The following is a 14209-nucleotide window of genomic DNA, read 5'->3' on the forward strand; positions in this document are numbered from 1 at the left end:
TCCCGGATTCGAGGCCGTCGTGTTGGACGCTTGCCAATTCGGAACAACTGTTCACTGAACTCGTACCCACCCGGGCGGCCGACTATGCGTGCCGGCGGCAGCCGCTTCCTGAAGATTTCCTAAACGGCCGCTCAGGCGCCGACCGCGCGCTCCAGATCTTTGAGCGACGTCTCCAGGTGTCCCAACAGACGCTGCAAGTGCGGGACACTGCGACGGCATCCGACCAGACCGAAGTCCAGGTTGTTTGCATTGTTGGTCACGGTGATGTTGACCGCCTGACCCTCCAGGGCGATCGACAGTGGGTAGTTCCCGTCCAACCGCGCGCCACGCCAGTAAAGCGGCTCAGGACGACCGGCCGAGACGTTCGAGATGACGATGTTGAACGGCGGTGCAGCGGCCGAGAGGTAGCCGGGGATCAGCCCGAAGAACAAGCCGCCGATATTGAACGCCGACAGCGCCAGCTGCTGCACGGGAGGCAGTTGCTGGAAAACGTCTTTGGTGTCGCGGATCGACGCGCTGATGATTTCGAGCCGCTTCGCCGGGTCGTCGAGGTCGGTGGCCAGATTGCATAGGAAGGTTCCCACCATGTTGCCGCCGCCGTCGTCTTCGCTCTTGCGGAGATTCACCGGCACCATCGCGGTCAACGGCTTGTCCGGCAGAGCGTTCTGCTCGAGGAGGTAGGCCCGAAGGGCTCCGGATGACATGGCGAGTATCACGTCGTTGACCGTCACGTCGGCGGCCGACTTGACCGCTTTGACGCGGTCCAACGACCAGGACTGCGCGGCCACCCGTCGGGCACCGCCGATCCGGACGTTGAACATCGTGCGCGGCGCGCGGAAGGGGAGCGTCAGTTGTTGTTCGAGCAGCGCAGCGCGCGCGAGCTTCAATGAGGACGGCGCCAGAGCGAGTGTCGACTGAGCGGTGCGGCCGGCCCGCTCGAGCAGCGACGGCCGCTTACGCCCTCCGCTGCGCTTGCGCCCAGCGAGGTTCCATGGAACCCGGACCTCGTCGTCGTCCGGATCGGGCGTGAACGCGCGTTGCATCAGCCGCAGCGCGGATACGCCGTCCATGAGGGAGTGGTGGTATTTCGTGTACACCGCGTACCGGCCGTCCTGCAGACCTTCGATGAGGTGCGCTTCCCACAGCGGACGGTGACGGTCGAGCAGGCTGCCGTGCAACCGGGAGGCCAGCTCCAGCAGGTCACGGACTCGTCCCGGCTCGGGTAGGGCCGAGCGGCGAAGGTGATAGTCGAGCTCAATGTCTTTGTCGAAGGACCATGCGACATTGGTGAGCCCGCCGAAGAAGGCGGGGTGCTTACGGAAGGTGGGTTGTACATCCGTGCACTCGAGCATGGCCTGATAGGACTCGGCGACGAAATGAGGTCCCGCGTCCTCGGGCTGCTCGAAGACCTGTAGCGCTCCTGCGTGCATGGGATGTTCGCGTGATTCACCGATAAGGAACAGCGCATCGGTCGGCGATATCGGTTCCATAGTCGATCCCGTTCCTTCCGGCTTTGCCATCCAGCTGATTGCTGGTTCATGTGCTTGTAGCCAAAGCCGGTGTCGCCCACACCTGAATCGGCACCTGGAAATGGCCAATGACGCGGTACCAGAATGACTTACGGAGACGGCCTCGAAGTCCAGAAGTCCGGACGAGCATTTACGTCCTCACTTTCAACATATAGCGCACCCCGGGGCTTGCGGCAAGGCCGGGGTCATGCTGCAAAATCGCTGGCCGGAGCCGGAACTCACTGAGGCGGGGGGCGATTGCTATGCGTGACCACGCAGTGGTGGTTGCCGGAGGAGGCCCGACGGGGCTGATGTTGGCAGGCGAGTTGGCATTGGCGAAAATCGACGTCGCCATTGTCGAGCGGCGGCCCAGCCAGGACCTGATCGGTTCGCGCGCGGGCGGGCTGCATTCACGCACCATCGAGGTCCTCGATCAGCGGGGCATCGCGGATCGGTTCCTCTCGGAGGGGCAGGTGGCGCAGGTTGCGGGGTTCGCTCAGATACGGCTGGACATCAGCGAGTTTCCGTCTCGGCATCCCTACGGGCTGGCGTTGTGGCAGAACGACATCGAGCGCATATTGGCAGGCTGGGTCAACGAGCTGGGAGTGCTGATCTACCGCGGCCGCGAGGTGGCGAGTATCGACCAAGACGCCACCGGCGTCGACGTCGGGCTGGTCGACGGTCAGCTCCTGAGGGCCGAGTATCTCGTCGGCTGCGACGGGGGACGCAGCCTGATCCGCAAAGCAGCCGGCATCGAGTTTCCGGGATGGGATGCGTCAACGAGTTATCTACTGGCCGAGGTCGAAATGGCACCTGACTCGGAACAGGTGCCGGAGTGGGGCATCCGCCACGACGCCGTCGGCGTCCATGCGCTGAGCATCTCGGAGGATGGGGGGCCGATGCGGGTCATGGTGACTGAGCAGCACCTCGGGCCGGGCAGCGAACCCACGTTGCGCGATCTGAGCGAGGCGCTCATCGCCGTCTACGGCACGGATTACGGAATTCACAGTCCCGCTTGGATTTCCAGGTTCACCGATACGGCGCGACAAGCCGCGAGCTATCGCGACAGGCGGGTCATGCTGGCCGGCGATGCCGCACATGTGCACCATCCCATCGGCGGACAGGGTCTCAACACCGGAGTGCAGGATGCGGTGAATCTGGGCTGGAAGCTGGCGCAGGTGGTCAAGCGAACATCGCCGGACAGCCTGCTGGATACCTACCATGCCGAACGACACCCCGTCGCCGCGCGTGTGCTGCGCAACGCGATGGCCCAGATGGCACTGCTCCGACCCGACGACCGCACCAAAGCTTTACGCGACACCTACGCCGAACTCCTCGGCATGGACGAGCCGCGCAAACGTTTCGCCGCCATGATGTCCGGTCTGGACATCCGTTACGACCTCGGCGAGGGACACCCGCTGCTCGGGCGCCGCATGCCCGACCTCGACCTGGTCACCGAAAACGGCGCTGTCCGGGTTTTCACGCTGCTGCATGATGCCCGACCGGTATTGCTCAACCTCGGCGAGCCCGGCGACCTCGACATCGCGCCGTGGGCCGGGCGGGTTCAGCTGATCGATGCGAAATATGTTGGCGACTGGGATCTTCCGGTGATCGGCGCCGTCGCCGCTCCCAGCGCTGTGTTGATCCGGCCCGACGGATACGTCGCTTGGGCGGGCGGCCCGCCCCACCTTGGCCTCGCCGACGCGCTCACCACCTGGTTCGGGCCGCCCAACGGGCAGGGGAGCGGGTAAGCGCTTACCTGCCAGTGCGCTCGCGGTGTTTGCACCCCGGCCAGCAACAGGGCCGGCGCTGGCCTTCTTCCAGCTCTTCCTGGGTCCGGCGAATGCGGCGCTTTCGAGTCGTCTCCTGCTTGGCATCCTCGACCCAGCAGATGAACTCGTTGCGCGCCAAGGGGGTGATGTCCTTCCACGCAGCCAGCGCAGTGGAGTTGGTGAGCAGCGCCTCGCGCAGGTCTGCGGGCAGATTGTGAACCACCCCGCCGGGAACTCGTGTGCTGGTCACCGGGCCAGGGTAGCCGAGGCCGCTGCGACTAGTCAGTCGGCGACGACAGAGCCTCGATGATTTCGTCCGTGGACACCACTGCGGTGGCATAGTTCGGGATGTTGACTTCCAGGGCGGCGTACATCTCTTTATCGGAGTAACTCGCGGTCGCATCCTTTATCACCGTGACCTCGTAGCCCAGTTCGGCGCCGTATCGAACCGTCGCCTCGAGGCAGGTATGTGCGATGAGTCCCGTCATGATGAGCTGATGAATGCCATGCCTTTTGAGGAGGAGATCCAGATCGGTAATGGCGAAACCGCTAGAACACCAATGCTCTTGAGCGACGACATTGCCCGGCTGGGGTTCTACTCGCGGCGCGATGTATGTCCAGCACTCGTAGTCGCCGGCCCTATACCGGTGGTGAAGCGCATAGAAAACGCGGATGCCGGCGGTGCGCGCAGCTTCCAGGATCTGGGTCATGTGCGGAACGCACTGGTTGGCTTCAGCGACGCCCCGAAGGCGATCCCATACTTTGCCGCCCTCGGAAATGAAATCGTTGTACGGATCAATTACCACCAGGCCGGTGCGGTCCTTGTTATAGATCACCTCGTCATCTTGCCTCTAGCCCGACGCCGCCGACCCTCTCGACCGTGATGCGAGTCAGATATCCCGGGGGTGATCCGGGCGGCGGAAAATTGGTGTCCGGTCCGGCGATCGCCGTGGCGAGCTCGCTCAGCAATTCTGGCGCGCCGCCCTCCTCGATGCGCGCCGTGCCCTTAATCGACAAATAGGGTGTCTGCAGCGTGCGGTCCGTGGATACGACGGTCACCGCCACCCGTGGATCACGCCGGATATTGCGGATCTTCTGGTGCTCCTGCAGAGAAGCGATGACCAGTTCGTCGTCGCCATCGGCTGTGCTCTGCACAACCATGTAAACCACGCTGACCTGCGGGCTGCCGTCGCGGTTGACCGTGACCAATGTCGCCGGTGTGGAACCGATGAGTAAGCGTGCGCTGTCTTCGAGTTTCATGTTCTCTTCTCCTGTAGTAGTCGCGATGTGAGGTACTGGGCGAGTCCTCGTCAATACGGAGGCGGCGAGTGCCTGAAACTCATCGGCATAGCCGGCTTTGGCCGATGAATTTGGGAACCAGCAGGCCTCTGTATTGGTGGAGGTGATTGCCGGTGAGGAGAGCCGCGGTGGTGCAGTACTCCACAACCAGGAAGGGCGCGCGACGCAACCGCGAACTGATCGAGGACGTCTTGTTCGAACTGGCTGCCCGAGATCCCGGCGGAGTCCAATATCAGGTATTGATGCTCGATGACGGGGTCGGATTCATCCATGTCGTCGCATTCGATGGCACCGCGGATCCGTTCGCCGACTGCGCCGCATATCACGAATTCCACCGAGATCTCGCCCAGCGCTTGGCGACAAAACCGGTCGTGACACATGCGGCGTTGATCGGCTCCTATCAGCACGAAAGAGGCAGCGGATCGGCATGAGCACCACCAGTGATGGCGGGTCAGGGGACTTCGCGCGGCTCGCCGAGCCGTTTCGCGGCGAGTTGATCGCGTACGGCTACCGTATGCTCGGCTCGGTCGACGACGCGGAAGAAATCGTGCAGGACGTCTATCTGGACGCGTGGCGGGCCTACGACCGCTTCGAAGGGCGTTCGTCGCTGCGCACCTGGCTGTATCGCATTGCCAGCCGGGCGTTCTTGAAGGCGCTCGAGCGCAGCAAGCGCCGCCCGCTCCCGTCGGACCTGCATGCTCCCGCCGCGGACCCGACGACGCGCGTTGTAGCCGCTGAGGCCGGGCTGGCATGGTTGCAGCCCGCGCCCGATTCGCTGCTGGCCGCCACGACCAGCGATCCTGCGACTGTGGTGGCTGCACGCGAAACCATGCGACTGGCTTTCCTGGCAGTGCTGCAGTTGCTTCCGCCCCGGCAGCGCGCGGTGCTGATCCTGCGGGACGTATTGGGTTGGCCCGCGGCCGAAGTCGCGGCGCTACTCGATTTGAGTGTGGCCGCGGTCAACAGCGCATTGCAGCGCGCTCGCGCACGCCTGCCCGCGGACAGCGACTCACTGGCCCAGCCGTCCGATGAGCGGCAGCGTGAACTGCTCGACCGGTACGTCGCCGCATTCCAAAACGCCGACGTCGACCAATTGGTCGCGGTGCTGAGCGAGGACGCGCTCTTTGAGATGCCCCCGTTCATCACGTGGTTTCAGGGCAGCGCGGCGATCGGCGCGTTCCTCGGCCCGCGCATGCGAGGCTTCGGCCAGACCCCTGTCATCCGCACCTCAGCCAACGGGCAACCCGCGGTTGCGCTCTACCCGGCAACTGCCGATGGGCAGCATTGCCTGCACGCCCTGCACGTGCTCACCGTCGGGCCACAGGGTGTCGGCCGCATCATCGCCTTTATGGACGTCGAGGCGTTGCGGCGCTTCGACCTGCCCCGCGTCCTGTCGACACAGGCAACCTGATTGCACTGCCGCACCGCAGCGGCAATTACACGGGCGCGCCGAGTTCGATCAAGCTGAACAAGGCATAGGCGAAGCAGACCAGGAAGTGCAACGTGACCAGAAGCAAGCCCACGAAGATCAGCGAGCGGGTGCCGCGGCGTTGCAGGCGCTTGAACTTCGCGCTGCGCTCGTCCCGCTCTAGCTGGCTGGCGATCAACGCGAAATTGAAATCCGTCACCTCGCTGGCCGCGACCGGCGCGCCTGCCATCATGGCCTGAAGGCGTTCCGGGGTGGCCGTGACGCCGACGCAAGCGAACTGCCGACTCAGCCGCCGCGCCTGCCTGCGGCCAAGAACCTGATGTCGGCTCTCTCGCCGATGCTTTGGATGCCCGCGTTCGTCCCGCCTTGGGGCCGACGGGGTCATCACAAGCCGGGATTCTAGTTCGGTTGGAGCTGGGAGTACATCACCTCGGCGATCTTGAGTATCTCCTCCCGGTCCGCCGGCAAGATGAAGCCCGCCTGAATCGCACTGTCGAGCGCCGCGGTGAATCGTTGCAGGTAGTCCGTGGCCCCGCCGGGGTAAAGGCTGCGCAGCGTGGCGGCGTCGAATGGTTCGCCAGAGCCGAAGATCGCCGACATGGCGGTTTCCTCCGAGCCGATCCCGGATGTGCGGGCAATCGGAACGTCCACCCACGGGGTCCTCACGCCGCCCTGCGCGAGCCCGTTCGCATCCGTGACGGGCTGCGGCGGGTCGGTCGCGCTCGACTCGATGGGATCGGCACTGGGAGGCGGCTGGCCCGTTTCGACCCACCGGCAAAGCGCAGACAGTGCCGCCTGCAGAACGTAGTGGTGTTGCGGAGCGAAGTTGATGCAATATCCCAACTGCTGACCCAGCAGTGTGTTGGTCGGCGCGTATGCCGCGACGATGTCGTCCAAGGCGGCCGAGCCGGTGTCGATCGCCGCCACCTGGATCGTGTAGTTGTCGGCGTGCGCGGTGCCGGCAACCTCCCACACCCGCAGCCGCTCGTTGTCGGGTTGCCTGGCAAGGTGATAACCCATCAGGGGGCTGAACAGGTCGGTCTCGGTGATCAGCGTGACGAGCGGGACACGCATGTCGCGACGAAACGCGACCGCCGTTGATGTGCCGATCTGCGATTCCTCGAATATAGATTTGCCGTCCAGCGCTGCGGCAGCACCGAATCGTGAGTGCACCAAAAAGGCGTCGTAGACCGATGCGAGTGGGTCGATGGCGTTGACATAGGTCGTCAGGAACAGGGCCGATTGGGACTCACCAAGAGCCACAACATTTTTCGGTGAGAGCCCGCCGAGAAGTTCAGGATGTTGCCCGTCCTTGAAGAGTCGGCCGACCCGGGAAAAGATGTCGTAGCAGAAGGCGTCGCCGGGGTGGTGCAGCGATGCATACCGGGCAGGATCTTGGCTCTTCAATGACATGTCGAGGTCCATGAGGTTCGCGCCCCCTTCGATGCCCACTTGCTGAGCCGAGACGGCGACGTAGGCGTAGCCGCTGCGCACGATCTCGCGGTGAGCCATCATCCAGACCGCCGGCGCGTCGATGCCGCCGCTGACGTTGAGCCACTCGACGAGCACTGTTCCGTTGAACGCGCTCCGATCCGCCGGGGTCAGCACCACCACCCGCGTGGTGAAATCGGCAGCGCCTGAGGGCTGTACGCTCCACCGGCCGTCCGAACTGAGCTCGGTTTCCGGGGCATAGCACGACGCTGTGCCGGAGATTGAGAACTCCTCGGCGACATAGCCGAGCTCAGCGACGTCGTATCCGCCCAGCAGGAGTGCAGGCTTGCCGGGCATTGGTACGACATTCGGGTGATCGGTCATCGACGGCACCTCAATCGGTATTGGTTTTCAGCAGGGACAGTATCTCCGTCGCGGCCCGACGTGTAATACTGACTGGCGTCAATAAGCTTCGTTGCTGTTGGGCCGGTAGGGGCGAGCATGGCTGTGGCGGAAGGGCGCGGCACCCGCGAGGCGAAGCGCTTGCAGACGCGGGAGCGGCTGCTGGGCGCGGCGATCGCGGAATTCAAGCGCTCCGGAATGACAGAAGCCGATGTCAGCGCAATTGTCGACGCCGCGGGCGTTGCGCACGGAACGTTCTTCTTTCACTTTCCCACCAAGGAACACGTCCTGCTCGAGCTCGAGCGGCGTGAAGAGGACCGCATCGCCAGGCAGTTCGGCCAATTCTCGGCGTCGCGCCACGATCTGCGTTCGGCGTTGAACGAGGCTGTGCGCCTAGTGATGGGCCTGGAGCGCCGGCTGGGCGACCTATTGTTCAAAGACTTCTTGGCGCTGCACTTTTCCCAAACCCGCCCGCCGGATGAGGGGGTGAAGGATCACCCGGTGGTCATCGGGGTTGCCCAAGAGATCGAGCAGGCGCGCGAGCACGGGGAAATCGATCCCGACGTCAACGCGATGAACAGCGCGGTGTTCTTTTTGCTTGGCCTCTACGCGTTGTTGATCACCACGAACGACTGGCCGACGCGCGACGCCCTGCTCGAGGACTATGTGAACCGCACCCTGCGCAGCATGGCTAGCTGTTGACAATTTCGATGACTGCAGTCAGTGTTGAGGCCGTTGCAGCAGCCGGTCCACCGGGGAGTAGTGGTGAATCTGCCAAGAGTGAACCTGCGCCGTGCCGCAGAACAGGGGACTGCCCCCGGCCGGGCTTACGACGATCACATCGAGGAGTCGCGGCGCGCCCAGCGTAGGGCCGACAAGTGGCTGATCGCCGGCAGCGTCTTGATAGGCACCGCGGTGTTGGGGATCGTCGGCCTGCCCTTGTTCCTGCGCGGAGTCTGGTTGCTGAGACAGGCGCAGCGCCAAGGGCTCTCGGTGCGACCCATGTTGGTCACCTTGATCGGTTACCTGGTGATCATCGACGCGGCGATCAATTCCTTTGGCTGGGCGCTCGACCTGGTCGGTAACCACACTCTTGGGGCCCGGGTCCTGCTCACCGGGTGGGGCAACATGTTCGACGCCGGCTATTTCTGGCATTTCAACGAGCTGTGGGTTGGCGGCGCGGCGGGACCGGGCGAAAAAGCCTGGGAGGTTGGCCTGATCCTGACCGTGTTCTCGATGCGCATCGCCGCAGCGATCGGGTTCTTGCAGATGAAGCGGTGGGGCCATCAGTGGATGATCATCACCTGCTGGATGGGCGTGGTGATCTGGATCGGCTACGTCTTCAACATGACGATGTATGCCGACGTGCGTTACGCCGGCGTGGTTTTCCCGGTCATCGGCTGGTGGCTCTACGACATCTTCTACATCACCCCGTTCCTCGCCATCCCGTACCTGCACACGGTCAACCGTGAAATCTTCTCCGACTGAACATCAATAGGAGGTCGCGAAATGCTCTGGGAGATCTGTCGTTACATTGCCGCGTGGGGCGGTACAGCGCTGATCATCGCGTTCTGGTACTGGCTGTTCTCCAGCCTGGGAACCTTCTGAGCAGCTGACCCGTCATGGCCGAGCTCTCCGACGCGCACGCGGCGTCAATCGAACGCAGTTGTGCGGTGACGGCCGTCGCGTTGAGCGAACGGCGTCGCGACGGTGCGCGTTTGGTGAGCGGAGAGAAGCGCAGCTTCAGCTTGGACGCGACGCGGCGCGTCGTGCTGATTCCCTATCCGCCGCCCGCACCCGACTGGACACGACGAACGTTGACGTGCGGGCTGGCACTGCAATGTTCGCCGTCGAAGGATCGCCTGGCCGAGTATCGATTGACGGACTTATCTACGCGGGAACTTTGCGCGTTGACCATCGTCGAAGCGGCGGTGGCTCTGGGCTGGGTGTCGACACGGTGGCCCGGCCTGTTGAACGAAATGCGTCGCGTGCTGCCCGACCTGGAAATCGCCGATGGCGGCATGGCAGCCGCGGCCATGCTCGACCGTGCGATCGAGCTGGCTCGAACGCGGCAACCGCTCGCTGCACATCCACTTCTGGGCACCTTGCCGTCAGCCTTCGCGATGCATCGCGGCCTGGCAACTGCGATTCGGAGGTTCGGCAGGATGCCGTGGAGCAGCGCGCTCAAGCGCCGTCCCCGTTCGTACTCGGTGCCCGTCGGCGGAGACGGCGGCGTGCGAAACCCCAATCTGCCGCCCCCGAGCAGGCCCGAGGAAAGCGATCTGGACATCGACCCGGCTCGTAGGCAAGGCATTCCCTACCCCGAATGGAACGTCTGGACGCAGAGCTTCCTGCGCGACCACGTCGCTGTCGTCGAGCGAAGCCGTACCGGTCGTGAACGCAAGCCCGCACCGGTGTCGGCCGAGCTGCGCAAGTGGTTCGAAGTGCACACCGATCGCGCGATGACGGGGCGTCTCGAGGACGGTTCGGAGCTGGACATCGACTCCTATGTCAGCCACTACCTCGACGTCGTGAGCGGAGAGGCCAAGGAACCACACGTCTTTCGCGACTTGTTGCCCAGTGGCCGGGACGTCACGACGGCGCTGCTGCTCGACGCCAGCTCGTCGCTGGGTGTTCATGGGGGCCGGATCTTCCGTCTGGAGTTGGCGTGCGCAGATGCGCTATCGCGCGCGATGACCCGCGCCCGTGAGCGACATGGCATCTTCGCATTCACCGGCAATACGCGCCATCACGTCAAGGTGCGCTGCCTGAAAGACTTCCAGGACAGGGACTTTGTGGCTCCCAGCGGCGTGGGCCTGATGACCCGCGGCTACACCAGGCTGGGCGCACCGGTACGTCATTTGACGAGCCGGTTGCTCGCACAGCCGTCCGAACGCCATCTGCTCATCGTGATCGGTGATGGGCTGATGTCCGACGAGGGCTACGAAGGCCGCTACGCCTGGGCCGACGTCGCACACGCGGTTGAAGAAGCCAACGAGGCGGGCGTGTCCGTGTACTACGTCGGCGTCGGGCCCACCCGAGTCGACCCGCTGCCGGAGGTCTTCGGCCCACGCCGCGCCCAACGGATCCGACGCGTGGAAGACCTGCCACGCGTGCTCGCCCACGTTCACCGCGAACTGGTATCCGCATGACTCACGATCACCGAGGGGACAGATGACGACCGATCTCTACATTGCGAACGGCAACGAAGTGCAGCTGTTCGAGCAGGCGTACCGCCGGCACATCCCCGTAATGCTTACCGGCCCAACAGGTTGCGGCAAGACACGCCTCGTCGAGCACATGGGCCTACTTCTCGAGCGGCCGGTGGTGACGATCAGCTGCCACGACGACCTCACCAGCTCCGATTTGGTCGGGCGCTTCATGGTAGTCGGCGGCGACGTGCGATGGACCGATGGGCCCTTGACCAAAGCGGTCAAGGCCGGTGCCATCTGCTACCTGGACGAGGTGGTGGAGGCGCGCCACGACTCACTGGCCATCTTGCACTCGCTGACCGATCACCGCCGCGTCCTCTACTTGGACCGCGCCGGCGAGGTTGTCAAAGCGCCGGATTCATTCATGCTGGTGTGCTCCTACAACCCCGCCTACCGCAGCTCACTCAAGGAGCTCAAGCCGTCGTTCCGGCAGCGGTTCGCCACGCTCCACATGAGTTACCTGCCGCCCGAGCGCGAGGCCGAAGTCATCGTCGCCGAAGCGGGTATCGAGCTGTCGGTGGCGCGTCGACTCGTCCACTGCGCCGTCGCCATCCGCACCGCGGACGAAGTCTTCCACTTCGAACCGCCTTCGACTCGGGCGCTGGTCACCGCGGCGCAGCTGATCTTCGCTGGTGCAAGCGAAATGGAAGCAGCCGAGGCGTGCATCCTCGCGCCCCTTACCACCGACGGCGCGATCCACGAGGGACTGCGTGAGGTCGCTGCCGCCAGCCTCCTCACCGCCAATTAGGAAAGGAAGCCGAGACATGGACCAGCAAGAGCGTAAACGCAAGAGGGCTCTCATCGTCTTTCAGATCTTCATCTACGGCTATTTGCTCGCGATGTTCCTGATCCAGCTGTACATGTCATTCGCCCGAGGGTGGTGGCAGCTGTGAATCTACCTCTCCTGCACCGCCGTTCAGGCAGCGACTCGGTCAGCCTCGAAGACCACCACGACGAATCGCGCGAGGCACAGCGCCGAGCGGACAAATGGATGATCATTGGCGCCGCCCTGATGGGAATGTGGGCACCCGGGGTCATCGGATTCCCGATTTTCATGCGCGGGGTATGGCTGCAGCGGCAGGCTCTGCGGGCCGGCCTATCGGTACGGCCCATGATCGTCACCCTGATCGGATACCTGGTGCTGATCGACGGATGCCTGAACAGCCTCGGGTGGGCACTGGACCTGGTCGCCAACCACACCTTGATCAACCGGGTGCTGATGGTCGGGTGGGGCAACATGTTCGACGCCGGCTACTTCTGGCACTACAACGAGCTGTGGGTCGGCGGCGCGGCAGGGCCAGGCGAAAAGGCGTGGGTCGCCGGGTTGATTCTGACCGTGTTCTCCATGCGGGTGGCCGCCGCGATCGGGTTCTTGCAGATGAAGCGGTGGGGCCATCAGTGGATGATCATCACCTGCTGGATGGGCGTGGTCATCTGGATCGGCTACGTCTTCAACATGACGATGTACGCCGACGTGCGTTACGCCGGCGTGGTGTTCCCGGTCATCGGCTGGTGGCTCTACGACATCTTCTACATCACCCCCTTCCTCGCCATCCCGTACCTGCACACGGTCAACCGTGAAATCTTCGTGGACTGAACATGATTGAAGGAGCACAACTGTGACTACTGATCTTCCGCCGGGCACCATTCCCTATTACGCGCGCATGCACAAATGGATCAAACGAGGCGTCCTGGTGTGCCTGGTCGCGCTGGTCATCGAGGGCGCTTTCACGTTGCCGTTCATGGCGGTCTACTACGGTTGGCCGACACTGAGCCTCACCCAGATTTGCAGCGAACTGTTGAAAGTCCGCTACTCCGACGACACCATGGAATGCCAATTCCCGTACCCGATGTTCGGCCCGCCGGAGGGCGCCGCCGGGAAAGACACCGCGCAGGACAAGTGGGGCATCCAGCCGACACCGAAGTACCACCGGCTTGGTTTCCGCGAACTGGTCAAGATTCACGACGAACGACTGGCCCACCAGGGGGCGGGACACGGTGCGGTGCCCGGCGGGTGACAAACTCGTGGCGGTATGAGCCGCAAACGCATTGTCATTGCGGGACTGGGAGACGTCGGTGTGCTGACCGCGATCCGGCTCGCCCGGTGCGCCGACGTCGTAGGCGTCTCGGGCAAACCCGCGCTGCTGAGCGGCCAAGAACTTGGTGTCCGGCTTTCCCGCCCGAACGACTGGGCCCGTGACTATTGGATCCCCTTCGACAGGTTTCGCCGCTTGGATCGGGTCCGGACGGTTCACGCCACGCTGACCGGGGTCGACCTGACGGCCCGAACCGTCTTCGGCCGGCGCGACGACGGCGCGACAGTCGCCGAGGATTACGACGCGCTGGTGATCTCGACCGGCGTCACCAACGGCTTCTGGCGCAGGCCGACGCTGCAGTCGGCCGCTGAGATCGGCGCTGACATACGCGCAGCGCACGATCGAGTGTCGGCAGCCGAATCGATGATTGTCGTGGGCGGCGGCGCGGCAGCGATCACCAGCGCCGCCAACATGGCAATCACGTGGCCGCACAAGAGGATTGACCTATATTTCCCCGGCGAGCGTGCGCTGACCGAGTATCATCCGCGGATCTGGAATCGCATCCAGGGAAGGTTGACCGACCTCGGCGTGGGCCTGCACCCCGGGCATCGTGCCGTCGTCTCGGACGGCTTCGCGGGCGATGAGATCACCAGCGAACCAGTCCGCTTCACCACCGGACAACCGCCGGCTTCCGCCGACGCCGTGCTATGGGCGATAGGGCGCGTGAAACCCAACACCGACTGGTTACCACGGGAACTGCTCGATGAGCACGGGTTCGTCCGGGTGACACCCGAGCTGCGAGCGCCCGGTCATCAAGGCGTGTTCGCCGTCGGCGACGTCGCCGCGACCGACCGTCTTCGCAGCTCTGCCCGCAATCGTGGAGATGCGTTGGTGGCCCGTAACATCCGCGCCGAATTCGCAGGCCGAAGGTTACGCACCTTCCGGACGCCGGGTCGGCGGTGGGGCTCGCTACTGGGTATCCAGGCCGACGGGCTGGAAGTCTTCTTCCCCACCGGTCATGCGTTCCGCTTCCCGGCATGGTCAGTCGACCGTGTGGTGATGCCGTGGATCGTTCGATGGGGCATGTATCGCGGAATTCGGGTAAACCGCCCGCTATAGG

At 64.0% G+C, this 14209-nt stretch carries 17 protein-coding genes; 11 read left to right on the top strand and 6 right to left on the bottom strand.

Features of this window, described 5'->3' with window-relative positions:
• Window positions 1–131 precede the first annotated feature (131 nt).
• A complete protein-coding gene (locus AWC06_RS17400) occupies window positions 132–1490 on the bottom strand; it encodes a WS/DGAT/MGAT family O-acyltransferase (protein WP_085199253.1) in 1359 nt (452 codons plus the stop codon).
• Between the two features lie 281 nt (window positions 1491–1771).
• Between AWC06_RS17400 and AWC06_RS17405 the strand changes: the two genes are divergently transcribed.
• Window positions 1772–3259 carry an FAD-dependent monooxygenase gene (locus AWC06_RS17405; protein ID WP_085199254.1) on the top strand — a complete coding sequence of 496 codons (1488 nt, stop codon included), beginning with the start codon at window positions 1772–1774 and terminating at the stop codon, window positions 3257–3259.
• Window positions 3260–3263: 4 nt separating this feature from the next.
• On the opposite strand, the gene AWC06_RS17410 is transcribed toward AWC06_RS17405, so the two are convergent.
• Genes AWC06_RS17410 through AWC06_RS17420 form a run of 3 tightly spaced genes read right to left on the bottom strand, consistent with a single transcriptional unit; the run spans window position 3264 to window position 4540 of the window.
• Window positions 3264–3530, bottom strand: a complete 267-nt coding sequence (locus tag AWC06_RS17410) for a YdeI/OmpD-associated family protein (RefSeq protein WP_085199255.1) — start codon at window positions 3528–3530, stop codon at window positions 3264–3266.
• Window positions 3531–3558: 28 nt separating this feature from the next.
• The gene (locus AWC06_RS17415; protein WP_085199256.1) at window positions 3559–4116 is read right to left on the bottom strand and encodes a cysteine hydrolase family protein; all 558 of its coding nucleotides are present in this window, start codon (window positions 4114–4116) and stop codon (window positions 3559–3561) included.
• 4 nt (window positions 4117–4120) lie between these two features.
• The gene (locus AWC06_RS17420; RefSeq protein ID WP_085199257.1) at window positions 4121–4540 is read right to left on the bottom strand and encodes a PPOX class F420-dependent oxidoreductase; all 420 of its coding nucleotides are present in this window, start codon (window positions 4538–4540) and stop codon (window positions 4121–4123) included.
• Between the two features lie 152 nt (window positions 4541–4692).
• On the opposite strand from AWC06_RS17420, the gene AWC06_RS17425 reads away from it, so the two are divergent.
• Together AWC06_RS17425 and AWC06_RS17430 are read left to right on the top strand one after the other, a co-directional pair.
• Window positions 4693–5010 carry a hypothetical protein gene (locus AWC06_RS17425; RefSeq protein WP_139820105.1) on the top strand — a complete coding sequence of 106 codons (318 nt, stop codon included), beginning with the start codon at window positions 4693–4695 and terminating at the stop codon, window positions 5008–5010.
• The gene (locus AWC06_RS17430) at window positions 5007–5990 is read left to right on the top strand and encodes a sigma-70 family RNA polymerase sigma factor (protein WP_085199259.1); all 984 of its coding nucleotides are present in this window, start codon (window positions 5007–5009) and stop codon (window positions 5988–5990) included. The genes AWC06_RS17425 and AWC06_RS17430 overlap by 4 nt, the downstream gene beginning before the upstream one ends.
• 25 nt (window positions 5991–6015) lie before the next feature.
• Here AWC06_RS17430 and AWC06_RS23690 read toward each other — a convergent pair whose 3' ends face one another.
• Both AWC06_RS23690 and AWC06_RS17440 read right to left on the bottom strand, forming a co-directional pair.
• The gene (locus tag AWC06_RS23690; protein WP_227371093.1) at window positions 6016–6393 is read right to left on the bottom strand and encodes a hypothetical protein; all 378 of its coding nucleotides are present in this window, start codon (window positions 6391–6393) and stop codon (window positions 6016–6018) included.
• 14 nt (window positions 6394–6407) lie between these two features.
• Window positions 6408–7823, bottom strand: a complete 1416-nt coding sequence (locus tag AWC06_RS17440) for an alpha/beta hydrolase domain-containing protein (RefSeq protein ID WP_085199433.1) — start codon at window positions 7821–7823, stop codon at window positions 6408–6410.
• A 117-nt stretch (window positions 7824–7940) separates the two neighbouring features.
• On the opposite strand from AWC06_RS17440, the gene AWC06_RS17445 reads away from it, so the two are divergent.
• The 8 genes from AWC06_RS17445 to AWC06_RS17475 all read left to right on the top strand — a co-directional run bounded on the left by AWC06_RS17445 (window position 7941) and on the right by AWC06_RS17475 (window position 14208).
• Window positions 7941–8543 carry a TetR/AcrR family transcriptional regulator gene (locus AWC06_RS17445; protein ID WP_085199261.1) on the top strand — a complete coding sequence of 201 codons (603 nt, stop codon included), beginning with the start codon at window positions 7941–7943 and terminating at the stop codon, window positions 8541–8543.
• Between the two features lie 69 nt (window positions 8544–8612).
• Window positions 8613–9329, top strand: a complete 717-nt coding sequence (locus AWC06_RS17450) for a hypothetical protein (RefSeq protein ID WP_372458158.1) — start codon at window positions 8613–8615, stop codon at window positions 9327–9329.
• A gap of 134 nt (window positions 9330–9463) precedes the next feature.
• Window positions 9464–10993, top strand: coding sequence for a nitric oxide reductase activation protein NorD (locus tag AWC06_RS17455; RefSeq protein WP_085199262.1), 1530 nt, complete (start codon window positions 9464–9466; stop codon window positions 10991–10993).
• Between the two features lie 22 nt (window positions 10994–11015).
• Window positions 11016–11801 carry a CbbQ/NirQ/NorQ/GpvN family protein gene (locus AWC06_RS17460; RefSeq protein WP_085199263.1) on the top strand — a complete coding sequence of 262 codons (786 nt, stop codon included), beginning with the start codon at window positions 11016–11018 and terminating at the stop codon, window positions 11799–11801.
• Window positions 11802–11817: 16 nt separating this feature from the next.
• On the top strand, window positions 11818–11946 hold the full coding sequence (locus tag AWC06_RS23825; protein WP_264032923.1) for a hypothetical protein: 129 nt from the start codon (window positions 11818–11820) through the stop codon (window positions 11944–11946).
• Complete coding sequence (locus AWC06_RS17465; RefSeq protein ID WP_085199264.1) at window positions 11943–12650, top strand: hypothetical protein; 708 nt, start codon at window positions 11943–11945, stop codon at window positions 12648–12650. The genes AWC06_RS23825 and AWC06_RS17465 overlap by 4 nt, the downstream gene beginning before the upstream one ends.
• 22 nt (window positions 12651–12672) lie before the next feature.
• A complete protein-coding gene (locus AWC06_RS17470) occupies window positions 12673–13071 on the top strand; it encodes a hypothetical protein (RefSeq protein ID WP_085199265.1) in 399 nt (132 codons plus the stop codon).
• A 15-nt stretch (window positions 13072–13086) separates the two neighbouring features.
• On the top strand, window positions 13087–14208 hold the full coding sequence (locus tag AWC06_RS17475; protein WP_085199266.1) for an FAD-dependent oxidoreductase: 1122 nt from the start codon (window positions 13087–13089) through the stop codon (window positions 14206–14208).
• Window position 14209 lies beyond the last annotated feature (1 nt).

Origin of the sequence: Mycobacterium fragae, from assembly GCF_002102185.1 — a bacterium.
Classification (GTDB): Bacteria; Actinomycetota; Actinomycetes; order Mycobacteriales; family Mycobacteriaceae; genus Mycobacterium; species Mycobacterium fragae.